The sequence below is a fragment of the Ruegeria sp. HKCCA5839 genome, assembly GCF_013035585.1.
GTDB lineage: Bacteria > Pseudomonadota > Alphaproteobacteria > Rhodobacterales > Rhodobacteraceae > Ruegeria.
Map to the genome: position 1 here is coordinate 393,658 of NZ_WQIE01000001.1, position 23,793 is coordinate 417,450.

Annotated in this window: 15 protein-coding genes; 5 read left to right on the plus strand and 10 right to left on the minus strand. The window is 56.9% G+C overall.

What is annotated here, in order from left to right:
- Positions 1-9: 9 nt before the first annotated feature.
- Positions 10-6,321, plus strand: coding sequence for an AMP-binding protein (locus tag GOV38_RS01940; RefSeq protein WP_171207427.1), 6,312 nt, complete (start codon positions 10-12; stop codon positions 6,319-6,321).
- A 67-nt stretch (positions 6,322-6,388) separates the two neighbouring features.
- On the opposite strand, the gene GOV38_RS01945 is transcribed toward GOV38_RS01940, so the two are convergent.
- From GOV38_RS01945 to GOV38_RS01955, 3 genes are all read right to left on the minus strand, one after another.
- On the minus strand, positions 6,389-6,766 hold the full coding sequence (locus GOV38_RS01945) for a DCC1-like thiol-disulfide oxidoreductase family protein (protein ID WP_371731845.1): 378 nt from the start codon (positions 6,764-6,766) through the stop codon (positions 6,389-6,391).
- Positions 6,763-8,343, minus strand: a complete 1,581-nt coding sequence (locus GOV38_RS01950) for a hypothetical protein (protein ID WP_171207428.1) — start codon at positions 8,341-8,343, stop codon at positions 6,763-6,765. The genes GOV38_RS01945 and GOV38_RS01950 overlap by 4 nt, the downstream gene beginning before the upstream one ends.
- Positions 8,344-8,818: 475 nt before the next feature.
- Positions 8,819-9,478, minus strand: a complete 660-nt coding sequence (locus GOV38_RS01955) for a hypothetical protein (RefSeq protein ID WP_171207429.1) — start codon at positions 9,476-9,478, stop codon at positions 8,819-8,821.
- Positions 9,479-9,893: 415 nt separating this feature from the next.
- Between GOV38_RS01955 and GOV38_RS01960 the strand changes: the two genes are divergently transcribed.
- From GOV38_RS01960 to GOV38_RS01970, 3 genes are all read left to right on the plus strand, one after another.
- On the plus strand, positions 9,894-10,862 hold the full coding sequence (locus tag GOV38_RS01960; RefSeq protein ID WP_171099184.1) for a TAXI family TRAP transporter solute-binding subunit: 969 nt from the start codon (positions 9,894-9,896) through the stop codon (positions 10,860-10,862).
- A 108-nt stretch (positions 10,863-10,970) separates the two neighbouring features.
- Complete coding sequence (locus tag GOV38_RS01965; RefSeq protein ID WP_171207430.1) at positions 10,971-13,580, plus strand: TRAP transporter permease; 2,610 nt, start codon at positions 10,971-10,973, stop codon at positions 13,578-13,580.
- Complete coding sequence (locus tag GOV38_RS01970) at positions 13,577-14,008, plus strand: universal stress protein (protein ID WP_171099181.1); 432 nt, start codon at positions 13,577-13,579, stop codon at positions 14,006-14,008. Before GOV38_RS01965 ends, GOV38_RS01970 begins: the two co-directional genes overlap by 4 nt.
- A 2-nt stretch (positions 14,009-14,010) precedes the next feature.
- On the opposite strand, the gene GOV38_RS01975 is transcribed toward GOV38_RS01970, so the two are convergent.
- The 4 genes from GOV38_RS01975 to GOV38_RS01990 all read right to left on the minus strand — a co-directional run bounded on the left by GOV38_RS01975 (position 14,011) and on the right by GOV38_RS01990 (position 18,974).
- Positions 14,011-14,826, minus strand: a complete 816-nt coding sequence (locus tag GOV38_RS01975; protein WP_171207431.1) for a sugar phosphate isomerase/epimerase — start codon at positions 14,824-14,826, stop codon at positions 14,011-14,013.
- Positions 14,827-14,891: 65 nt separating this feature from the next.
- Positions 14,892-15,926, minus strand: a complete 1,035-nt coding sequence (locus GOV38_RS01980; protein ID WP_171207432.1) for a lipocalin-like domain-containing protein — start codon at positions 15,924-15,926, stop codon at positions 14,892-14,894.
- Positions 15,916-18,330, minus strand: a complete 2,415-nt coding sequence (locus tag GOV38_RS01985; RefSeq protein ID WP_171207433.1) for an ABC transporter permease — start codon at positions 18,328-18,330, stop codon at positions 15,916-15,918. Before GOV38_RS01985 ends, GOV38_RS01980 begins: the two co-directional genes overlap by 11 nt.
- Positions 18,327-18,974, minus strand: coding sequence for an ABC transporter ATP-binding protein (locus GOV38_RS01990; protein WP_171207434.1), 648 nt, complete (start codon positions 18,972-18,974; stop codon positions 18,327-18,329). Before GOV38_RS01990 ends, GOV38_RS01985 begins: the two co-directional genes overlap by 4 nt.
- 174 nt (positions 18,975-19,148) lie before the next feature.
- Between GOV38_RS01990 and GOV38_RS01995 the strand changes: the two genes are divergently transcribed.
- Entirely contained in the window at positions 19,149-19,583 is a 435-nt protein-coding gene (locus GOV38_RS01995) for an ion channel (RefSeq protein WP_171129610.1), read from the plus strand.
- Here the strand turns inward: GOV38_RS01995 and cls are convergent.
- The 3 genes from cls to GOV38_RS02010 form a co-directional block, all read right to left on the minus strand.
- On the minus strand, positions 19,580-20,992 hold the full coding sequence (gene cls, locus GOV38_RS02000; protein ID WP_171207435.1) for a cardiolipin synthase: 1,413 nt from the start codon (positions 20,990-20,992) through the stop codon (positions 19,580-19,582). The two genes, GOV38_RS01995 and cls, sit on opposite strands and share 4 nt — an antisense overlap.
- A 20-nt stretch (positions 20,993-21,012) precedes the next feature.
- Entirely contained in the window at positions 21,013-21,987 is a 975-nt protein-coding gene (locus tag GOV38_RS02005; protein ID WP_171207436.1) for an HAD family phosphatase, read from the minus strand.
- A 75-nt stretch (positions 21,988-22,062) separates the two neighbouring features.
- Positions 22,063-23,673: an arylsulfatase gene (locus tag GOV38_RS02010; RefSeq protein ID WP_171207437.1), complete on the minus strand. Its 1,611-nt coding sequence runs from the start codon at positions 23,671-23,673 to the stop codon at positions 22,063-22,065.
- Positions 23,674-23,793 lie beyond the last annotated feature (120 nt).

The following is a 23,793-nucleotide window of genomic DNA, read 5'->3' on the forward strand; positions in this document are numbered from 1 at the left end:
AATGATGCGATGACCGATGTAAAGGTGGTGCCTGAAGAAATTCGGGACACGCTCCATCAAATTTTGGCGGAGATCTTACAGGCATCACCAAGCGAAACCGAAACCTTGGTCGCGCAGGGCATGGATTCCGTTGATGCAGAGAATTTGCTTGAATCGCTTCAGGAGCTAGGATTCGACATCGAGTATGAGTTCCTGCTCGGCGACGCGACATTCGAAAGCCTGCTGGAGAGACTGACCGTTTCCGACAGGGCTGATCCTGATCCAGTACCGATGGCAACGCCACAAGAGGGACCCGTGCCGTTGACAGGCACACAATCCATCTGGGCTGAGCTGGAAAAAGAGGGCTGGAAGGACTGGGCAAATATCAGCCTTTGCCTCTCTATCCCTGAGAAGCTTGTCCCTGCCACCTGGCTTCCTGCAATGGTCCAGGCATTAGCGGATCGGAACGAAGCGCTTCGCATGGTGCTTCTCCGACCCGAACAGCCGAACGATCCGCCACGCCAGATTGCTTTGCCCGAGTTTCAAATCCCTGTTGAAATGCGTGCCGCCCCCGTTCCTGATCAGTCGGTCACACGCGAAATTGAAGCTTTTGAAGGAACCCTTGTCTCGCCCTATGGGCCCTCGGCACGCGCACTGATTTTGCATTCGTCCGAAGGGCAGGATCGCCATTGGATCTGCTTAAGCATGCACCACGTGTTCTCAGACCGGATCAGCATGCAAAGCCTCGAGAAGCAGTTCAAGCAGATGCTGCTTGAAGGTCGACTGAAAGCTGACTCAGGCGGCGATGACAGCTTTACCACCTATGCAAACGCACGCGCCGAATTGGAGAGTGGTCCGAAAGCCGCCGCAAACCGAGACAAGTTAGAGCATCTGCTAGATGGCGCAGATATTCGCGCCGAACGGCCAGCGCCGAAGCTGTCCAACTCTCTTGGATTGTCGCTTGGAGACTTGCCGACAACTGGCGTCCTGCACGGTGCAGAGACTCATGCAGTAGAAGCCTGTGCGCAAAGGTTGGAAACCACAGTGCCACTTTTGCTGCACGCGCTTTCCAGTGCTCTGATCACGCGACTGACCACGGGTGCGGAGCACAGCCAAGACCGCCATCCGTTGCTTTGCCATGTCATTTCCAATCGACATCAGGTTCCGCAGCTCAAAAACATTGTCGGATGCCTTGATACCTCGGTACCTGTCGCACCGTTTCTGGGTGTTAGGGACACGCTGAAGGCCTATTGCGCAAGCACGCGTCACGCGTTCACCGAAGCAACAAAATTGATACCTGATCTTCCACGGGGATCTTGGTTGAATGCGCAGGACGGGGTGCCCAAGGGACCTGCGCTTATCGAAAGGGTTCCACATATCAATATCGTGCGTCGCCCACGGACTGAGAGCCCGGATATGGCAGCCCTTGATGTGAGAGAGCATACGGTGCGTCGCGCACAAAAGCCACGCTGGGGGCTTTTGCTTCGGGCTGAACTACCGCCCTCAGAAAAGTATGGCGCAAGCTTGTATTCTGAAACAGTTCAGGAAACGGGGCTGCGTCTCAGCGCCTTTTCCGAAGATCGTGATCAGGCCATTGCGGCGCATTATTGCCTGACGCAGTGCCTGCGATCCCTTATCGCGCTTACGCCCTCTGAACTGGAACAGCTGAGTGTTCACGAGCTTGTCGAACGTGTCGTCGAGAACGCCAGATTTGCATCGCAGCAAGTCGCAAAGGCTGCGGCTTTGGTTGCCGATGCACCAACGCACCAGCCGTTCATTTACGAGAAACTTATCGCGCGGCAACGGCGATGGTACGTTCATGATGACAAGCTGAGGCTCGTGCGGGATCAGGACAATCGATTTGTGGGAACCGCTGCCAACCCGTTTCCCTTTACGCAACTCGATAAGTTGAAAGAGCGCTCATATCTTGAGTCACTCGGCGTTCCACTGCCAAACCTATTGCACGTTCTTCCAAAGGCTGATCTTGCTGAAACGCTGCCACGTATTGCGCCGGAGCTGCCGTGCCGGTTCGTTCTGAAACCCGTCGGTGCGGGCCATTCGTTTGGCGTAACCGTGGTGCGTGATGGTCTGGATTTAACGCGAAATGGCTCTCCATTTGATGTGCAGCGTGTGACTGCCGAACTGTCTGCGATGGCCGCGCAGGGAAGCTGTACCCACGAGGGCAAGGTTTACCCGTTCAACTTCTCAGCCTTCCTGATCGAGGAACTGGTGGAAGACGCCTGCGGGTTCGATACTCCAACGGACTACAAAATCTTTATGATCGGGTCCGAGCTTTTGTGGATCCAGTTGCACTTCAAACAAGGTGGTCACACTTGGGTGGCGTTTCTGGATGAGAACTTCCAGCTATTGGCTGAACCTGCGTGGGATCCGCGTACATGTTGGCGGACGCATCGTGCCCTGGTTTGTATGGATCAGAAAATGGCGGATGCGCGCCGTCCGGAATGTTTGGATGACATCTTGGTCGAGTCCAGACGCCTTGCAGATCGTATGAGAATATTTGTGCGGTTGGATTGGTATGCGGATGCAAGGCGTGGCCCCTTGATGGGTGAAATCACCACCTTCCCGCATATGCTCCAGCCGCGGACATTCTACACGGCATGGGCCAATTATCGGGTGCGTCGCCTTTGGCAGGAACCTGATGGTGTTGCGCCTGAAACCGCATATGGCGATGCGGTGGTGGGTCGAACCAAGGCGGTTCTGAATGGCGCGCCAGACCAGCCCCTAGGTGTGTCAGCGTTTTTGCCCGATACTGATCGGTGGCTTTGGGCCAAGGGCGACAACATCAGTTTCACCGACCTCAGAGACTATGTGGACAAGTTTGACCTGACACCTTGGGGGGTCGCCGCCGGTGCGCGTGTGGCCTTGGTGCTTCCGAATGGAACCACACTTGCCGGTGCGCTGCTGGCCGTGATGAACCGGTATGTTGCTGTCCCGCTGGGGGCCGATGCGCCAGCGGAGTTCCTTGCGACCCAGCTTGCCAACATGGAGGTTGAGGCGGCTCTAGTGCTTGCGGATACGGACGAGGCTGCTCAGTTGCGACTCGTGGCCAAGCAAATCCCGCACCTTCTTATCATTGAGCTGGGAAATCAGCCTGGTGTGGCTTTGCCTGTGCCTAGTGGCAAACCAAGTGAGGATCTGAGCGCGCCGGCACCGTTGCGCTTGGCGTCAGAGCCCGTCCTGTTGCTGTTGACTTCGGGAACCAGCGGGGCGCAGAAGACCGTTACGTTCAGCCTGGAAAAACTCATGCGTGCGGGCGCATTGATCGCCCAGTCTCTGGATCTTGCGCCGCATGAAACAGGGTTGTCCGTTTTGCCGCTGCACCATGTCGGTGGAATTTCCTGCAATCTAGTGGCGCCGCTTTTGTCTGGTGCCTCGATGCGGTTTATGACTGGCTTTGATCCTCGCCGCTTTTTCGAAGAACTCGACGATCCGGATGGCATCAGTTGGGTTTATATGGTCCCAACGCTGTGGAACCAGGTTTTGGCCTATGCGTCTGAACATCCAGAGCTGTCACAAAACAAACCATGGCCAAAGTTGCGTGCGCTCCGTAATGCAGGGGCAGATTTGCCCCATGAGATGGCCGAAGACCTTTCAGCTCTTTTTGGTGACAACGTGCACGTCCTACCCACCTACGGAATGACCGAGGCAATGCCGATTGCCGCCCCGCCGCCGAGTTACCGACTTGAGAAACCGGGCACCGTTGGCCCGGTCCTGCCCGATATGGAAGTCGAAATCGTAGATACCACCGCTGGCGCGCCGGACACCGTTCTTGAACCTGGTGAAATCGGTGAGATTACAGTGCGTGGGCCGAACGTGATCGACGGTTACGAAAATGAGGATCAGGCGCAAGACCACCCTTTTACCGAGAGGGGCTTTTTCCGCACCGGCGATCTTGGGGAGCTCGCCGCGGATGGCTCAGGTTGGCTGAGCGTAAAAGGGCGGCTCAAGGAAGCCATAAACAGGGGTGGGAAAACAATATCTCCGTTGGAAATCGAAGCCACATTGCGGCGTTTTCCGGATTGGGCAGATATGAACGCCTCTTCTTCGCTTATGGTATTTCCGAGGGCACACAGTCTGCTGGGCGAAGATGTGGCGCTCGCGGTGACGGACGACTTCGGCGATGTCGATCTCAAAACATTGAATGCGTGGGCAGCGAAGCAGCTGCCGCTCAACATGCTTCCGCAAACTCTTGTTTACGTCCAAGAGCTCCCGATGTCCGCGGCAGGTAAGCCGCTTAGAATGCGGCTATCACAGCAACTGAATGCTGTATGCGCACCTGCGGAAGCGGGGCAGTTGGAGACTTACGAATTGGGTAAGGACGGTCCAGTTTTGCGCGAACGCACCAGTGCGCAGTCAGTGCCAGACCCACAGATGGCTGCCGATGGCCCTATCTCGATCGAAAACGTCATCGACGTGATCCAACCTTATTTGCGCGCCAATGTGACGGTCACCGATGACACACACCTTGGTGATGTTGGTGTCAACTCTCTTGCTGCGTTGGAAATGGTGCTGGCGCTCAATGACCGTTTTGGCGCCAACCTGCCCACATGGGCAGTCAGTGATCACCCGACACCTCGTGCACTGTTGGCACAGCTCAACCCGCAAGCCATTTCCGGTCAAACTGTTCTGCCCACGCTTTCACAGCACGCAAAGCGACCTCAGTCTTCAGACGGTGTCCGACGCGTCTTGTTCTTGCATGGCGAAGCGTCGGATGCCGATCTGGCCGAACGTAGCTTGCGAGCGACGTTCTGGGTCGACGGGCTTCGGGGCAAAATTGAATTCGTTTTCCTGGATGCGCCGCACCAGTGCTCTCCGAAACCCAACTTTCACGGGGCGGCTGTCGCCGCTGGCCTTTATACCAAGCCGATGTACCGAAGCTGGGGCGGTATCGATGCAACGCGGCTGAACGAAAGCCTGGAGGTGGTGATGCGGGCCTTGGACGAGCTTGGGCCAATCCATGGTATCGCCGGTGTGTGCGATGGGGCTTTGGTTGCCGCCCTTGTTGCAGCCAGGCACCCCGAGCTTGGGGTCTTTATGAATTTCGCGTCTGGTCCTGTGTCAGAAAGCGCAGCGCAGCACGACTGGAAAGTCGAGACGCCAACGCTTCATTTGATTTCACCGCAAGACAGCCTGCACACCCTTGGCCAGTTGATGGAAGTCCCATCGCGGTGCGACCGCGCGGTCATTTTACAGCACTCGTATGGCCATGCCCTGCCGCCGCTAAAGGGTGAGCTGAAGGGTGAAATAGAAGAAGCCATCGATCTTATCTTCGGGCAGTTATCGCGCGATCCGGCAGCGGATCCGTTCGCGCGGCCGCCCTGCCAACCATCAGCAGAAATTTCTGTTGAAGCCAAGCTGCCCTCCGAATTCCAGTCCGAACAGAACGTCGCCGACCCCGAAACCAGAGTTCACGTCAAAGAGGCAATGGAAAAGATCTTGGGTCACGACGATTTCGGACCGTCTGATGACTTCTTTGAAAAGGGTGGCAACTCGCTTTCGGCCATGGAGCTATCGCTGACGCTTGAGCAGACACTTGGCATCAAGCTTCCTTTGGAACTTTTCGCTTTGGAAAGTGCGTCGGTTGACCGTTTGGCACAGTCCATCGAACACTACAGAGCGAACAGCCCACAGGTGGCGCTTGTCCCGATGAACTCTTCAAACGCCGAACCTGTAGTCTATGCGCTGCCGACACTCGGTGGGCATTTGTCAGACTATTTGGCATTCAGCGATGCTATTGGCCCATATGCACAGCTTGTTGGCATTCGCTACGGTAAGCTGCTGTCGAACGCGCCGACCGAGCGCATTACGCTGGATGAAATGGCTCAAAGTGCTGCTGAAGTCGTTCTAAATCAGCCGCATAGAGGTCCTGTTTACCTCGTCGGTTTTTCCATTGCAGGCATCTTTGCCTATGAAACGGCGCGCACGCTCATGGCAGCTGGTCAGCCTGTTACCTTGCTTTTGATCGATGCAGAGCCCGTGGTTGAAAGAGGTTTGCGGTTCAAGGTGAAACAAGCGCTTCGACGGACACCGGTTCAACTGTTGCGCAAGCCATTTCGCAACCCGCATCTTCGGATTGTAAATCATGATTTGAGAAGCCAGTTGGTTGAGTGGAAGCCACACCCCATCGATCTGAAAACCGTTCTGTTTTGCGCCGAAGACGGGCCAATCAAATCCGCAGGCGTTTCCATCTGGACAGAGGCCGTCGGCGGACAGCTTGTCCTTAAAATCATGCAAGGTGGTCACACCGGAATTTGGTCGGCGGATATCGCTCAGGGTGTTGCCAATAGTCTCGCAAATGAATTTGATTGGACAGCTTCATGAATGAAGCCTCTGGTCCGGATATTTCGTGGACTGATTGGCTGTCGGGCTGCTTTATGATTTCTGCAAACTATGCGGAAATTTTTTGCCGCCCCAAAAGTCTGAGAACTGTATTTCGACCAAATCGCAAAACGGGGTAAAGCACACGGCTCATAGTCGGCGATCGAAACACCAACGCATTTAGGCGATTGAACAGGCCGCTTCTGGTCGACAGTAGCGCCAATCGATGAATACATTCAGCGCCATGATAATAGTCACCGTTAAACAAAAGAACCATACCGTCGTCCAGATCAAGGCCCTTGGCCAAGATCTGTTCAACGACATCGCCACCATTCCGTGCGTCTACTAGATTGACAGGTCCGATCGCCTCTTTGAGCCGCACCATCGCAACATAGCGCGAGCAGAATGGGCAATCTCCATCGTAGATCAAGACCGTTTCATCAGTCACAGCGGAATCTCGACTTTTCCAGCGTCTTCACGGCGAATCTCCTGTATGGTTTCACCATTAAACCACGTCGTTACACCGATTATCTGAACTTCGCGGATCGGCTCCTGCGCAACATAGACCGGAAGTTCATCTGACCAAGGGTATGTCCAGAATTGAGGTGGCGGTTGCAATGCGCTCCACCATGGTTTGCACATGCAGCCGTCATTCCAGTTAGCAATGTATTCGCGCAGTAAATCGTGAAAAATCTCGATGCGTTCCTCGTTCCCTGGTTTTTCGGCGGCACGTTCTGTTTCGATGGCAAAAATCTCCTTGGGCGTTTTGGCGTCTTGAACGGCACGCGCGACGTCAAGATCACTGCTGGCACCATAGGGCCCTGCCAAAGTTGCGCGGTCCGGATACAGATAACCGAAGAACGAGAACTTCATGTTATCGTCGTAAGGCTGGAAAAATTTGGGCGAAAGCTGATACATCTGCCCGCTTTGACCCACAGCGTAGAACCGAGTCACGTATGACATACCAGTATCAAACCATGCCAATCGTGAAGGATCGCTCCATATCGGTGTCAGTATGATCAGCGGGATCGATACTATGGTGGCCCACAACGAATAGGGCGAGGTTTCAGGTAATCTGACGTGCTGTAAAAGCAGGTAGACGAACAAAATGTCCATCACTATCCAGGTCCAGAATAAGAAGCCAAAAAGCACGAATACGCCGAAGTGGAATAGAATTGCGGCCGCAATCAGAAGCAATGTCGCCCACCGATTGACAACCATTAACAGGAAGCCCAGTTCAAATAACAACACGAACCAGATCATTAGCCAGCTAAAGTGCCCCAGGTAACCTGCAAAACTGGTCACGGTCTGTACCGGAAGCCAGTTTGTGAAACCATGTCCGTACGCGCTGTAAACCGCATTTTGCACATGCGCAAATTGCGTCCAATCCAGCATGAACTTCCCGTAGCCCGGATACCAATACCGACCGGCGATCAGGCACGCGAGCAGCAATAGTGCGTCTTTGCGCCGAATGGGCAATCCCGCGCCTCGCAAAACTTGCCAGACCACGATCAGACAGACACCTTCAAGTAGCAAAAGTTTGTGTGGTAATACAGGTCCACCAATTGCAGGCACCGATATTTGATGTGCCAGCGCGTAGGCTAGCACGACAAATGGCAGAAGAAAAATGGGCCACCTGTATGACGCGACCAGGAATGCCAGGATCAGCAATCTATCGAAGATATAGGTCTGCCCGTGCGCATGGTTCGGCCCCAAAGTCACCAGCCACCAGGCCAGCATTCCGGCAACACCGATAGAAAACACCCGCCACCCAGACTCTAGCTGTTCTTCGGACCATGGGCGCCTTATCGGTTTGAATAAAATTACCAGCGCAAACAACGAAACTGCACCGATTGTGGCCACCCAACTTGAGGTTAGAAATGCAAGGGCAACAGAGACGCTCTTGTATTGCGCGGTCGTCAACGGAGTCGTGTGGTCAAGCCATTGATCCAGAAAAACGAAAGCTGCGAGCAACGAAAGAAGCCGTGCACCAAGTCCGATGGGTTCTGAGTCGAGTGTCTTCACCTAGCGCCTAAACCTCTGCTAACAGAATTCCACACTAAGATGCTTGAGCCTCAAAGCAAATCCTCAATTCCCTAACTGGATCTGTTGCAAGATTTGACCTCAGCCTCCGATCTCATCTAATCCTAGTTGGATTTAACGTGACATTTTCAGTGTGCCTTTGAGAGCGAACGGTTGTCATTAACGCCAAAGTTAATTTGTGCTAAAAATTGCGTTGCAGATTGCGCCAAGGTTTCAATCTAAACCATTTCGTCTAGCTGGAACCGTTTACTCACAGTTTCACGAAGTGTTCTTTCTATGTTTCTGTGAGTAAAACCGGCTAAGCTTTTGAAATAATTCAAGGTCGATAGAATTCAAAATCCCCCGCCTTCACGGGCGTCAGAGTTCGAGTCTCTCCTTGGGCACCAAATTTTCCGCAAGATATCGAAAATGATTCACTTCTCTTGATCGGCTTTTGTGCCCCTGATTTGTCCCAAACTCAGCCGCCTCGGAACGCTTTGATCTCCTGAATGATTTCGTCAAGAGAGCCGACGGATTGCTCGATGACCCAAATAACAGCGCTTTGAAGTACGCTATATCCCCCGGAAATCTCCGTGTTGAGCGTGTTCAGGTGCCGCTCCATTTCCGTCTTGGCTTCTGCCGAAAAAATCTCACCGTACGCCTCAAGATAATCTGAAATCGAAGCGCTGAGCGTTGTCAGTTCAGTATGCAGCGACTTGGCGGAAACGCTCAGTGCGTCGCTGCGAACTGCCACGTCTATGTTGCGCGAAGCCGACTTGATTTGCTGGTGCAAAGCATCGGTGTCGTTGTCGAAACGACCACCCGGACTCCAGATCGAGCCGCACTGCGGATCATCCAGGCAGTCGAAGGCACTTCTGACGTCACTGGCGATGTTGGTTTCGGTCGCGTTTTCAAATCGGATCGCATCGCGCGCCCTGGGGCGAGCGTCAAAGTCGTTTTTTCTATCCCTGTCAGCACCCGATCTTCTTTTTCGCGCGTCCGGATAATGCTCGGTGCTTGCCCGATTGGCGCTGACTTGAAATGTATCGCCGGGACTCGAGTCCGCCTGCAATGGCTGAGGAAAGAATTGAATAAAAAAGCCAAGCAGATTGGCAGCGAGAATCGTACGAAGGATCAATCCACATGCCTCCTATAAAGCGTGTATCTGACCTTCTTTGCACGATTAACGGGAGCATCAAAGACCTCGGTGAACATGCACAGCGGTTAGCGTAGACGCATTTGCGAGACACCCCTCATGCAGGTTCCAAAGGTTCAGCCCCAGTAACCCAGCGCTGGAGCCCTTTGTCAGAACGGGCAATGGCGCAATTGACGGGGAAAATGGTCGTCTCGGCGTCAAATCTGAGCCCGAGCGGTGTTTGCGTTGGCTCTGGCCTTGACAAGCGGTATCCCAGAATGAAACGTCTCAGGAGTTGGGAGACTATCGAAAAATCAGACCTATTCCTGTCATAGCACGGGCCGAAGGTGATATTTGTAACCTCAAACCCTGAGGTTGCCTGGTCTCCCGCGAACAAAAAAATGTTGGGAGTTCGAACATGAAAAACAGCAGCAAGCTTAGCCTCGGCGCATTTGTGACCGCTGCGATGATGGCGCCTGCGGCCTATGCCGAAGAGTTCATCACCATTGGTACCGGTGGTGTGACGGGCGTGTATTACCCGACCGGTGGTGCGATTTGCCGCTTGGTCAACAAGGGCCGCAAAGAACATGGCGTTCGGTGCTCGGTCGAATCGACAGGTGGGTCGGTCTATAACATCAACACCATTCGCGAAGGCGAACTGGAATTCGGTGTCGCCCAGTCCGACTGGCAGTACCACGCATATAACGGGACATCCAAGTTCGAAGAGGCCGGCCCGTTCGAGAATCTGCGCGCCGTCTTCTCGGTGCATCCCGAGCCTTTCACCGTTGTGGCCCGCGCGGATGCCGGGATCACCAATTTCGAGGACCTGAAAGGCAAGCGCGTCAATATCGGCAACCCCGGTTCCGGTCAGCGTGGCACAATGGAAGTGCTGCTGAGCGAGATGGGCTGGACAACCGATGATTTCGAACTGGCCACCGAGCTGAAAGCGGCGGAACAGTCCGCAGCGCTTTGCGACAACCAGATCGACGCGATGGTCTATACTGTAGGTCACCCCTCGGGTTCGATCCAGGAAGCCACCACCGCTTGTGACTCGGTTCTGGTGAACGTGGGCGGCGACGCTGTGAACAAGCTGGTCGACGACAACTCGTTCTACCGCACCGCGACCATTCCGGGCGGCATGTATCGCGGGTCGGATGGAGACACCCAGACCTTTGGTGTCGGCGCGACCTTCGTGACCTCGGCGGACGTGTCGGAAGACGCCGTTTATGCGGTGGTCAGCTCGGTTTTTGAGAACTTCGACGACTTCAAAAAGCTGCACCCGGCCTTCGCCAACCTCAAGCCCGAAGAAATGATTGCAGACGGCCTGTCGGCCCCGCTGCACCCCGGTGCCGAGAAGTACTACAAAGAAAAAGGCTGGGTTCAGTAAGCCAGTTCAAGACAGGGTGCCCATGGGCGCCCTGTCACCCAAGATACCCGTGACCAAAACGGGCAAGACGGTAGGCCACAAAAACCGGCCACGACGGGGAGACATGTCATGAGTTCCGACACACAATCCAACCGCCCGCTATCCGAAGAAGAGCTGCAGGATCTTGTTGCCTCTTCCGATGCAGGCGGGCGCAATCCGGTCGGCAATGTCGGGATATTCCTGGCCATTGTTGCGGCGGTCTGGTCGATCTTTCAGGTCACCTTGGCCTCGCCGCTGGCCAACTATGTGCTGCCCGGCAGTGTCGTGAACAACTCCCGTCAGTTCCATCTGGCCTTTGCCATGTTTTTGGCCTTTGCGGCCTATCCAGCCCTGAAATCCAGCCCGCGCGACTATATCCCGGTGCAGGATTGGATCATGGGGGTCTTGGGCGCCTTTGTCGCGCTTTATGGGTATTTCTTCTATCAGAAGATCGTGGATGCCGGCGGACTGGCCGATGACACTGACAAATGGGTCGCTCTGGTCGGGTTGTTGTTGCTGTTCGAGGCCGCGCGCCGCGCACTTGGGCCTGCGATGGCGATCATCGCTACGATCTTTCTGGCCTATGTTTTCTTCGGATCATCTGAATGGGTGCCCGAAGTTATCCGCTGGAAGGGCGCCAGCCTGAAAAAGGCGATGAGCCATATGTGGATCACGTCCGAGGGCGTGTTTGGCATTGCCCTGGGCGTCTCTACCAAATTCGTGTTCCTGTTTGTGCTGTTCGGAGCTTTGCTCGATAAGGCCGGGGCTGGGAATTACTTTATCAAGATGGCCTTTGGCGCGCTGGGTCACCTGCGGGGCGGTCCTGCAAAAGCCGCTGTTGTGGGCTCTGCCGCCACTGGCCTGATTTCGGGCTCTTCCATTGCGAACGTGGTGACAACCGGCACCTTTACCATTCCGCTGATGAAACGCGTGGGGTTCAGCAGTGAGCAGGCGGGCTCGGTCGAGGTCGCCTCGTCGGTGAACGGTCAGATCATGCCCCCGGTGATGGGGGCTGCGGCCTTCCTGATGGTGGAATATGTAGGTATCTCCTATGTCGAGGTCATCACCCACGCCTTCCTGCCCGCTGCGATTTCCTACATCGCGCTGGTCTATATCGTGCATCTGGAAGCGGTGAAGCGGAATATGCCCACGCTGGGCGACCGCGACGTGCATCTGGCGCGCACGATTGTGGGTATGCTGTCCTTCTTCCTGGTCTTTGCCGGGCTCTGCTATGGATCGCAATTCCCGGTCGAAGCGATCACAGCCTGGCAACCCAGCATGGCAGGTCTGATCATGTCGCTGATCGTTGTGGCGATCTATGTCGTGCTGCTGAGGATGGCAGCGACCGTTCCTGATCTGGAACCCGACGATCCAAACGCCAAGCAAGTGACCTTGCCTGTGATTGCCGAGATTTATAAGGCCGGTCTGCACTATCTGCTGCCGATCATTGTGCTCGTCTATTTCCTGATGATCGAACAGAAATCACCTGGCCTGTCTGCCTTCTGGGCCACGGCGCTGCTGTTTGTGATCTTGCTGACCCAAAAGCCGTTGAAGGCGATGTTCCGGGGACAAAGCAACCTCTATAACACCTTCATCGAGGGTGTTGCCGATCTGTGGCAGGGCCTGATCGACGGTGCCCGCAACATGATCGGGATCGCCTTGGCGACCGCCACGGCGGGCGTGATCGTAGGTACCGTGACCCTGACCGGCGTGGGGCAAGTGATGGCCGATCTGGTTGAGTTCCTGTCGGGCGGCAACCTGATCCTGATGCTGATCATGGTCGGTATCCTCAGCCTGATCCTCGGTATGGGCCTGCCGACCACGGCGAACTACATCGTCGTCAGTTCGCTTATGGCCGGGGTTGTGGTCGAGTTGGGCGCGCAGAGCGGGCTGATCGTGCCGCTGATCGCGGTGCACCTGTTTGTGTTCTACTTCGGCATCATGGCGGATGTGACCCCGCCTGTGGGTCTTGCGAGCTTTGCCGCCGCAGCCGTATCTGGCGGGGACGCGATTAAGACGGGCTTTACCGCGTTCTTCTACAGCCTGCGCACCGTCGCATTGCCTTTCGTGTTCATCTTTAACACCGATCTGTTGCTGATCGATGTGACTTGGGTCGAGGGGATAATTGTCGCCATTTCCGCTACTATTGCGATCCTTGTCTTCACGGCGGGAACAATGGGGTATTTTGTGACTCACAGCCGCATCTACGAAAGCGTCGCGCTGATCCTTGTGGCCTTTGCCCTGTTCCGGCCCGACTACTTCATGAACCGGATCGCTCCGCCCTTTGTGTCCGTTGAACCGGCGGCGCTGGAGGAAACCGTGGGCAACGCGGCTCCGGGAACGGAATTACGACTTGTCGTGGCCGGGCCTGATTTCGACACGCTCGAGATGGTGGACACCACTGTTGTGGTCACTGTCGGTGAAGAAGACGGAGGCGCGGCACGCGTCGAAGCAATGGGCCTGTTGCCGATTGCCGAGGATGGCCTGGTCAAACTGGATGAGCCGCTCTTTGGAACGCCTGTGGCGGACGAACTGGGTATCTTTGACTATTACGGTGATGACGCAGTGCGCATAACCTCGGTCAGTTTGCCGACCAGCCAGCCGCCGAAACAGCTGGTCTTTATCCCCGCACTGCTTCTTCTGGGGTTCATCGCATTCCTGCAACGCGGCCGCGCCGCCAGACAAGAGGTGCTCGCATGATCAAATCTGTACTTTGCGCCGTCGATATCAGCAATGGAACGCTGGATTCCCAAGTGCTGACAACTGCAGCCGCGATGGCCGATCAGAACGCGGCACAATTGGACGTGGTAACGGTTTTACCGGATTTCGGCGAAAGCTGGGTGTCGGGCTTTTTTGAAGCGGATTTCCATGAAAAAGCCGTGGACGAGGCGCATGACAAGCTGGTTGAGCTGTGCACAAACGTATTGGGCGAGGCGCGCAATGATACGATCCGCCACGTGGTTGGCACTGGAACGGCCTATCAAGAGATCCTGAAAACCGCCAAAAGTGCGGGCAGTGATCTGATCGTGATCGGAGCCCATAAGCCGGACCTGAAAGACTATCTTCTGGGTCCGAATGCAGCGCGTGTCGTGCGGCACTCGGACGCCTCGGTTTATGTGGTGCGCTAAGCTTAGGCGACCAAGCCCAGATCGCGCAGATATTCAAAGCCCGGGATGACATCGGCGCTGTTCTTCAGCTCCAGCACCAACCGGGCGATTGGCGCGCTTTCAGCCAATGCCGCAAAGACCGCATGCCAATTCACCGTTCCCTGACCAGGCGCCCAGTGCCGGTCGGCAAAGCCGTCAGCATCCTGAATATGAACATGGGCCAGCTTTGCCCCGGCCACGCGGACGTAGTAATCCACCGGAGGCGCACCCGTCGCACCATGGGCGTAATGCGCATGACCGGTATCGAGTGACGCGCGTACATGATCGACGTCGAAACTGTCGGCCAGCGTGATCCGGTCCATAGGGTTCTTGTCCTCGATATTCTCGATCACAAGCTCAACACCCAAAGCACCGGCGCGGGCGACAACAGGGATCAGAGTGTCGTGTGCACGTTTTAACTTTTCGGCGCGCGCCTTGATATCAGCGTCGAGGTTGTAGGCGCTCCAGGTCGAATAGGGCGAGTGCATGACCATCTGCGTAGCGCTCAAGGCAGCCGCTGCATCCAGCCCTTGATCCAGACGCTTCTGCACGATCATCCGCACCTCGGGGTCGCGGCAATCCAGCGGCAGGTCATAGAAAGGCCCGTGGATCCCAAGCCGTCCGGAATAGCCGATCAACTGGGATTTGGCTGTGGCGACCAGATCCAGCGCCGCGTCGCCCAGGTTCTCGGCAAAGATGAAATCCTGAATTTCAAGATCCCGTTGCCCGTCGATCAGCCAGTCGCGATGGGCGGGCAGATCAGAGACCATCAGGGCAGCGCCCAGTTTCAATTCCGTCATGTGGCAAACCTTCTTACGTTTGCCTCTGGCCTAACGGTGCTGTGTGACAGTCTGACGACAGGGGGTCAGTACCCCGTCATCTCAAGATAACCGCGTCCCGCATGGCTGCCGGACACGCGCACCGGGCCTTCCCAGTATTCAAATCGTGTACCCATCCAAGCCTGAGGGTTCATCGCTGCGACCTCGACATCAATGCCGCGCGCGGGCAGGGTGACGCGCCAGCGGGTTGGAACGTTGCGACCTGCCACCTCATCCGTGTCCAGCTCTTCGAACTGCGCGGCCCCGTCGGGCAAAGTAGTGGTTGTGCCATCGGGATAGATCCATGTGGTCGCCGTGAAATCACCGCGTCCGCCGCGCAGGCGGAAGGCCATCAGCTTGTGACCATCGTTGAAGCTGAGTGAGAACCAATCCCATCCGCTTTGGTCCGAGGCCAAGGGCTGCGACGACCACTCGCGATCCAGCCAGGCATTGCCCGTGACCGTGACGTCGCCCGAAGGCAGGCGCAAAACGCCCTGAACATCGTAGGACGGTTGCGAGTAATAGTGGCTGGCCTGACCATCCGCAGATTTGACCGAATAGCCCTTTTGGCCGTGAAACACCAAAGGCCCGGTGGCCGACAGTTGCAGGTCATAGCTGAAAGTGTCGCTGTTGGCCGAGAGCTCCAGTTGGTCGAAATTGTCGCCTCTCATGTACCATTCATCGATCCAGGCCTCGAAGGGCTGAGCTGTGACACCGGCCTGTCCGATGCCACCGCGCGACAGGCGCTCGTCAAAGAAGTGCTGATCGGGGGTGGTGACCGCAGCGTGGCCCATCCAGATTTGCGGGCTTTGCCATCCTTCCTGTTCCTCTGGCTTGAGCGCTGAGCGAAATAAGGTCCATTGCACGCCATAGTCTTGTCCGTCTGCTCCGGTCAGATTCGCGGTCAGATACCACCATTCAATGCGGAAGCTGGGATGGGGGCCATGGTCGCGCGGGAATGAGAACACGTAATCGGGGTCGGGCGTGTCGAACCCCTCGGCCGAGCCGCCCAGCCCGGCATATCCTTGCGCCCATGTGGCGACAGGTAGCCACAGGGCCAAAAGGAACACCCTAACGCTCATTGGCAAAAACCCGCAGCAAATCGACAGGCGGCAGGCGCATTAGGCGCAGGGCGGGCAGGGCAGCAGCCAAAGCCGCTGCGACCAAGGTCAGCGCGAACAGACGCAGCCAGTCGCCGGGAAACAGGAACATCGGCAGACGCCAGCCAAAGGCTTGCACATTGATGACGGCCAGCAAGACCCAGGCCAGGATCAGCCCCAAAGGCAACGCCAGAATTGCGGTAAGCGCGGCCAGCAACAAGCTGCGCAGCAGCTCCAGCCCTGCCAAGTGCCGTCGTGTCAGGCCCAGGGCCCAAACCGGGGCAACCTGCGGCAACCGCTGGGTCCACAAGGTGAGCAGGCTGGTGAGGATTGCAAAGCCGGCCACGCCAAGCGTCAGCACGTTCAGGGCCGAGGTGACGACAAAGGTTTTTTCAAAGATCGCCACGGATTGCGCCTTGAGAGCGTGTTGCCGGATCACCGCTTGCGTTGGCAGATCAAATTGGTCGCGAAGTTTTTGTGCCATCTCTGCGGCGCGGACCTCGGGCAGGCGGATGCCAAAGCGCAAGGCGGGCGGCGTATCCGGTGCCAGCACGTCCAGTTGCCGCATCGAAACGATAGCCTGCCCGGTCGGGTTGCCATAGTCGGAATAAACCCCCGCAATCACGCGCGACTGCGACGGTGTCAGATGCAAGGTGTCCCCCGGCCAAAGATCTGCGCGGCGGGCCAGCTGTTCATTTATCAGGATGGCGTCTCCTTGCATTACCTTGTCCCAAGCGTCCAGGCTACGGGCGATCAGTGGCCATTTTTCGCGATAGGTCTGATCATCCACGACACCGTAGAGAAACAGCGGCCCGGTCTCATGGCTGAGTTCTGTGTTTCGGATGGGCAGGATCGCGTCGACCTGCGGGTTCAGCCAATCGGTGATCAACGCGGCCTGTTCGGCATCTTCGGCGCTGAAATACAGCTCGGATGTCAGGCGTTGGTCCAGCCATCCCAGAAAGGTCAGGCGAAAGCTTGAAACCATCGTGCCCACACCGATATTGGCAGCCAAAGCCAGCAACAGCGCCATCAGTGCCAGCGACAATCCGGGCAATTGCGCGCGCATGTCGGCCCAGACCCAGGTCGAGATCGGGCCTTTGGCGCGTCGTCCCAGAACCGCCAACAGTGCCGACAGGGCCAATGGCAGCAACAGCGCCGCACCGGTCAGCAGAGCGCCGAGCATCGCAAAACCTGCCAGCAACCCCTGTGCGCTGAGATAGATCAGCCCGGCGGCAACCAACAGCAGAAGCCCGACACCGCCCATCACACGATGCGCGGCTGCGTTGCCCCAGGCCTGCAAGCCCGCGCCTGACAGCAATGGCATCTGCGACAGTTTCCACAAAGCGTGACCCGACGCGGCCAGAGTACCGCCGACCGCCATCCCCAGACCGCTGGCCACCCACGCAGGACGCAACGAAAGCTGGCCTTCGACCGGAGCACCGTAAAGCCCGCGCAGGGTGGCGGCGACATCGGGCAGCAAGGCTCCGGCCAGAAAGAACCCGATCAGCAGACCGATGAGACCTCCGACAAGGGCCAGCAACACCAGTTCGGTCAGGATCATCCAGATCAGTCGGCGCATCGGCACGCCCAAGGCCCGGAGGGTGCGGATGATCCCGCGGCGCTGCGCAAAAGCCAGACCGACAGTGCCGTGCACGATGAACAGACCGACTGCAAAGGACAACAAGCCAAAGGCCGCCAGATTCAGATGGAAACTGTCGGTCAGCTGTGCGGTGTCTGTCTGTGCTGACGGGCTGCTGCGCACCAGCTTTGGCGCAAGATCCTCCAGCGACGTCCGCCCCTGAGGCTGATCCGGCAAGATCACAAGACGCGAGATCTGGCCGGGACGGTCCAACAGGCGTTCAGCCACGCCGATATCGGTCAACACCAGATCCGGGGGCAGGGCTGTGCTGATCAAAACCGGCGGGAAGCCTTCGACCCCGTCAAACAGCGTGGAAAGATCTGAGGTTATCAACAGCCGTCCGGGATTGGTCAGCATATCCGCAGGATCGGGCGGGGCCTGGCTTTGTTCTGCCTCGGTGACCGCAGGCAAAGCCGGATAGCTCACCATATCCACGCCCATGATCCGAACGGACCGTCCCTTAATACGCAGCGTGCCATCCAGAACCGCCGCCACCTGCCAGCCATCGCGTCGCAGGGCCACATAGGTTTCTATCGGGATAAACCCGTCGGGATTCTGAATCTCATCGAACTGTCCCAGCGCCAGTTGTGCACTGGCCCGCGCATAGCTGGCCCGGGCTTCGGTATTGATGGCCTGAACCGCCGACCACAGGCCGGTGGCCAGAGCGATCCCGGTCAGCAGCGTGATCAGTTGCAAGCGATGGCTGCGCCAATGGCTGAGCAGTGTTCGGATGACGGTTGCGGTCACGTCACTTGCCCACCAGACAAATGCGCCCGTCGATCCAACCGGGCGGCGATGTCCAGGGAATGGGTGACCAGCAACAGCGCCGTGCCGGTATCGGCAACGAGCCCAAGCATAAGGTCCAGCACCGTGGCGCTGGCGGTCTCGTCCAGATTGCCCGTGGGCTCATCCGCCAGCAGCAAGGCCGGTCGCGTCGCCATCGCGCGCCCAATCGCAACACGCTGCTGCTGCCCGCCCGACAAGTTCTCGGGAAACCGATCCAGTAAATCACCAAGGCCCAGATGTTGTGCCAGATGCGCGTGCCAGTCAGGATCGTGACGGCCTGCAATCTGTGCATGGATCGACAGGTTTTGCGCCACGGTGAGCGAGGGGATCAGGTTGAACTGCTGAAACACGAGCGACAAGGTCTGCCTCCGAAGCGCGGCGCGCCCGGCGTCGTCCAGACCAGACAGAGGGGTGCCATCCAATTTGATCTCACCCCCATCAAACCCATCCAGCGCTGCTGCAAGGTGCAGCAAGGTGCTTTTGCCACTGCCGCTTTCACCCGTCAGCGCAAGGGTCTGCCTATGATCCAGTGCCAGCGACACGTCTTTCAGAACAGGTCGTCCGCCGGGATAGGTTTTCTGAACGTGGTCAATGGTGAGCAGCATCCGCGATCTCTTGTTGTGCCCGTCACAATGTGCAACCCCGCCCGCCCGTGTCCAGTGGCCAAAAAAACGGCGATGCCTTTCGCCGCACCCGATGTGGCACGCCGGGCTTGTTCTATTCCGTGCAAACCCGCATTCTGAGGGCGGTTTTCACATTTCGATCACAAGGCCTGGCGTATGACATTGTCACAGCAGATAGTTTGGGGAAGCGTCTATCTGGGCCTTTGTTTTCTGATCGAGCTTGTTCTTCTGACATGGTGCGTCTTGGTGGTGCGCAAACTGGTTGAACAGTGGGAGGTGACCCGGCCCATACTGGCAACGGCGGGCCCGATCAGTGTGGCACTTGTTTTCATAATTCTGATCCATACGCTTCAGGTCTGGATCTGGGCGATTGTCTGGGTCTTGGGTGACGTTTTACCGGATTGGAACACGGCGCTGTATTTCTCGCTCGTGACCTTTACGACGCTGGGCTATGGCGACATCGTTCTGGGTGAAGAGCTGCGCATTTTCGGAGCTTTTGCCTCGGTCACCGGTCTGCTGGCCTTTGGGCTGTCGACTGCCTTCCTTGTGGCTCTGATGACGCGCGTGTTTCAGGAGCGGTTCTTCAACTAGAGGATCGGTGCAAACAGTCGGGCGATCGGAGCGCCAAACCGTATATGGGCGGGCTGCTGTGCCAGATTGCGGGTCAGCTCGTAGCTTGAAGTGAAATCTTCTTCCAGCATCTTGGCCGTGGCTTGGGCTGCACGTTCATCGAAAAACAGCGCCATCGCCTCAAAGTTCAGGCGAAAGGACCGGTTGTCCAGATTGGTGGTTCCCACGGCAGCCAGCGCATCATCGACCACAAAAACCTTTTGGTGCAGGAAACCATCGGTATAGCGCAAGACCTTGACGCCGCTGTCCCGGATCTCGTCAAAATAGGCAAATGCGGCCAGCCATGGCAGGCGGTGGTCAATCACATCGGGCAACAGGATGCGCACATCCACCCCGCGCAGCGCTGCGTTTTGCAAGGCCGCCATGATGTCGATATCAGGTACGAAATAGGGCGAGGCGATCCAGATCCGGGATTTCGCCTCGGCAATAGCCGAGAAAAACATCATCGCGCCAGTCTCGGTTTCGTCTCCAGGGCCTGTCGCCACCAGCAAGGCGTTCATATCCTGATCGGATTCGCTGCCGGACCAGTCCAGTTGATCGATCAGATCCTCGTCGCGGGCCCAATGCCAGTCTTCGGTAAAGATCAACTGCAACTGCCGGACCACATGGCCAGTCATCTTCACATGCGTGTCGCGCCAGCGCCCGAAGCGGGGGCTTTCGCCCAGATACTCGACGCCCACATTGTGCCCGCCAATAAACCCCGTCTCGCCATCAATGATCAAGGTTTTGCGGTGGTTGCGATAGTTCAGCTGAAAGCGGTGGTTTGGCCCGCGCTGTTCACGCGGATCAGCTACATCCACACCAGCGTCCTGCAATGCGTCCAGATATGTTGTTGGCAGGCCATAGCTGCCCACCGCGTCAGTCATAAAGCGCACATGCACGCCGCGTTTCGCCGCGGCGATCAATTTGTCCCGCAACTGCCGCCCCAACCGGTCATCGCGCACGATATAGAATTGCACCAGCACATAGTTTTGCGCGCTATCAATGGCCTCGAATATTGATTTGAACGTGGCCTCTCCATCCACCAAAAGCTCGGCCCCGTTCCCGCGTGAGACGGGCATATGCGACAGCGCCTCGAAGGGTCGAGGGTTGATGGTCATGCGATCAGGATCGGGTTTTGAGAAATCGGCAAAGGCTTTGATGCCTTCAACCACCCGCTCGCTCTCACGCCGGGCGATGCGGTAGCCGCGAAACCTGTGGTGGCCTAAGAACAGATAGAGGGGCACGCCCAGCATCGGCGCAGACAGCAGAAAGACGACCCAACCCATGGCCCCTTGTGGCGTTCGTGCGGTCTGCGCCGAGCGTACGGCAAAAACGATGGCCGTGCAGTAAAGCGCGAAGACAAAAAGAGAAACAAGAAGTGTCCACATATTCGGCCATGAGTCAGAGATCAGTTCGCGCCAGTGTAGACGCGTGACCAGTCTTGCGCCATATCCACGATGACCCAGCCCATATCGGGGCCTTTGTCCAGCCCATCGACCAACCGACCGATGGCGCTGTCGCGGTCATAGGCCCATTCGCGCTCGGCATCCGTGTGATGCACAAGAATACCCAGCCGTGCCCCGTCGCCAGCGGTGGTCCATTCCATCATGGCGAAATCACCATCGGAGTTGCCGCCAACAAGGATCGGCCGCCGCCCGATTGTGCGTTCGATATTGATGGGCTTGCCCTCTTTGTCGTCCACAAACACGATACCGATGGCCTTGGCAATAAAGGGAGTATCGCCAGAGGAGTCATATGTGGTCTCGGAATAGGTGCCCAGGACCTGTTCAGGCGGGATGCCATAGGCGTCTTCGGTAAAGACGCGCATGAAATGAAGACCTCCGCCCGAGACGATATAGGTCTTGAAGCCTTCATCGCGTAGATAGCGCAGCAGCTCGACCATGGGCTGATAGGTCATCTGATCATAGGGTAGGCCGGTTGAAGGGTGGCGCGCAGTGTCCAGCCATTCGGCAACCGCATCCTGAAACGCGTCGACTGTCAGGCCGGCATGCGTGGCGTTGACCACTTCGATCAGCGCGTCATGGCCACCCTCAAGAACGGTCGCCAGATCGCCTTGTGCCGCAGCTTTCAGCGTTGGGCTCGACAGAATGGATGGGTCTTCCTTGGCCAGTGCCGCCAGCCGATCCATGGCAAAAATGAACTGAAAATAGACCGGTTGCTCGGCCCAAAGCGTGCCGTCATTGTCAAAGACAGCGATCCGCTCGGCCGGGGTGACATAAGCGGGGTTTTCCGGATCGGTAACCTTGTCGACAAAATCTACAATTTGCGTCTTGGTTTCTCCCTCCGCCCAACTGGGCAGGGGATCGGACCACAACACACCCGGAGCTAGAAACAGGAATGCGGCAAGAACTGTATTTCGCATCAGAAACCCTTTGAAAACTGTTGAAAAGAAAGGGCCGCCAGTGCGGCGACCCCGAAGGTTTCAAAGAAGCCAGACCTAGTTGTTGGTCGGGCTGTTCAGCTTTTCCATCACCTGATCCAGGTTGAAGCTGGCCGCCTTCTGGCGTGGTGGGAATTCCTGGAATGTCGCCAGGAAGTTGCCCACATATTGCTGAGCCGGAACCAGGAAATAGGCGCGATCCAACAGCCAGTCGTAATAGGTGTTGGACGTGCGATAGGCCCTCTCATACGGATCGCGACGCAGGTTGACGATCAACGGTATGCGCAGCTCGGTCCAGGGTTCGATCCAGGCCCGCAGGGTCGCCCAGGCTTTCTGCTCAAGGAAGATCAGCTTCCAATCGTCAAAGCGCAGCGCAGTCAGATCACCGTCATCCGAGAAATAGAAGATCTCTTGCCGCGGGCTTTCTGTGGTTTCTCCAGTCAGAAGCGGCAGGATGTTATAGCCATCGAGGTGAACCTTATAGTCACGGCCCATACCGGACGAGCTATAGCCAGCTTTCAGCTTTTCCTTGATGTCCGGATCACCGGCAACGGCCAGATAGGTCGGCAACCAATCCATGTGATGCACGATCTCATTGGTGACCGAACCTGCTTCGATCTGACCGGGCCAGCGCACCATCGACGGAACGCGCCAACCGCCTTCCCAGTTGGTGTTCTTCTCGCCCCAAAATGGCGTGGCCGCAGCGTCGGGCCAGGTGTTCATATGCGGACCATTGTCGGTCGAGTAATGCACGATCGTGTTGTCGGCGATCCCAAGTTCATCCAGCAGATCAAGCAGTTGCCCCACATGCATGTCATGTTCGATCATGCCTGCGGTGTATTCATCCGCCACGCCGCCAAAGATTTCGTTCGCCTGCGCTCGCATCTCCTCTTTGACATGGGTGCGGAAGTGCATACGCGTGCCGTTCCACCAGACATAGAAAGGCTGACCCTGTTCGTGCGCGCGTTTGATGAAGTCGATCGCCGCCGCGACGGTTTCGTCATCAACGGTTTCCATGCGCTTTTTGGTCAGCGGGCCGGTATCTTCAATGGTGCCGTCCGCCTTGGACTTGATCACTCCGCGCGGTCCATAGGTTTCGCGGAAGGTGCGGCCATCGGCCAGGACCATATCACCGGGATAGTCTTCGTTCTCGGGCTCTTCCTCGGCGTTGAGGTGGTAAAGATTTCCGAAAAACTCGTCAAAACCGTGGTTTGTGGGCAGATGTTCATCCTTGTCACCCAGGTGGTTCTTGCCAAATTGACCCGTGACATAGCCGTGATCTTTCAGCAGGCCTGCGATGGTCGGGTCTTCGGTCTGCATGCCCAGATCAGCGCCGGGCAGACCTACTTTGGACAAGCCCGTACGGAAAACCGACTGCCCCATGATGTAGGACGACCGGCCCGCGGTACAGGATTGTTCGCCGTAATAGTCGGTGAAGATCATACCTTCTTTGGCAACACGGTCGATATTGGGGGTCTGATACCCCATGAGCCCCATCGTATAGGCCGAGATGTTGGACTGACCGATATCGTCACCCCAAATCACCAGGATGTTGGGTTTCTGATCCTGTGCCCAGGCAGGAAGCGCCATAGCAATGGCGACTGACGCAACCGCGAACCGGCGAATGGCGCCGCGCCAATTGTCTGCAATCGTGCGAGGTGGGGACATGATGTGCTCCTGATTTGTTTGGACGCCAGGCGCCCCGAAAGAAAATCAAATGGGACTATCCGGCATAAAAGATGTCGGATAGTCCGAAATGGTTCGATGCCCAGGAAGAGGCAGTCAGAT

Excerpts from the sequence above, each read along its gene's own strand:
- GOV38_RS01940 (WP_171207427.1), top strand. The coding sequence starts at position 10 with ATGACCGATGTAAAGGTGGTGCCTGAAGAAATTCGGGACACGCTCCAT.
- GOV38_RS01960 (WP_171099184.1), top strand. The coding sequence starts at position 9,894 with ATGAAAAACAGCAGCAAGCTTAGCCTCGGCGCATTTGTGACCGCTGCG.
- GOV38_RS01965 (WP_171207430.1), top strand. The coding sequence starts at position 10,971 with ATGAGTTCCGACACACAATCCAACCGCCCGCTATCCGAAGAAGAGCTG.
- GOV38_RS01970 (WP_171099181.1), top strand. The coding sequence starts at position 13,577 with ATGATCAAATCTGTACTTTGCGCCGTCGATATCAGCAATGGAACGCTG.
- GOV38_RS01975 (WP_171207431.1), bottom strand. The coding sequence starts at position 14,826 with ATGACGGAATTGAAACTGGGCGCTGCCCTGATGGTCTCTGATCTGCCC.
- GOV38_RS01980 (WP_171207432.1), bottom strand. The coding sequence starts at position 15,926 with ATGAGCGTTAGGGTGTTCCTTTTGGCCCTGTGGCTACCTGTCGCCACA.
- GOV38_RS01990 (WP_171207434.1), bottom strand. The coding sequence starts at position 18,974 with ATGCTGCTCACCATTGACCACGTTCAGAAAACCTATCCCGGCGGACGA.
- GOV38_RS01995 (WP_171129610.1), top strand. The coding sequence starts at position 19,149 with ATGACATTGTCACAGCAGATAGTTTGGGGAAGCGTCTATCTGGGCCTT.
- cls (WP_171207435.1), bottom strand. The coding sequence starts at position 20,992 with ATGTGGACACTTCTTGTTTCTCTTTTTGTCTTCGCGCTTTACTGCACG.
- GOV38_RS02005 (WP_171207436.1), bottom strand. The coding sequence starts at position 21,987 with ATGCGAAATACAGTTCTTGCCGCATTCCTGTTTCTAGCTCCGGGTGTG.
- GOV38_RS02010 (WP_171207437.1), bottom strand. The coding sequence starts at position 23,673 with ATGTCCCCACCTCGCACGATTGCAGACAATTGGCGCGGCGCCATTCGC.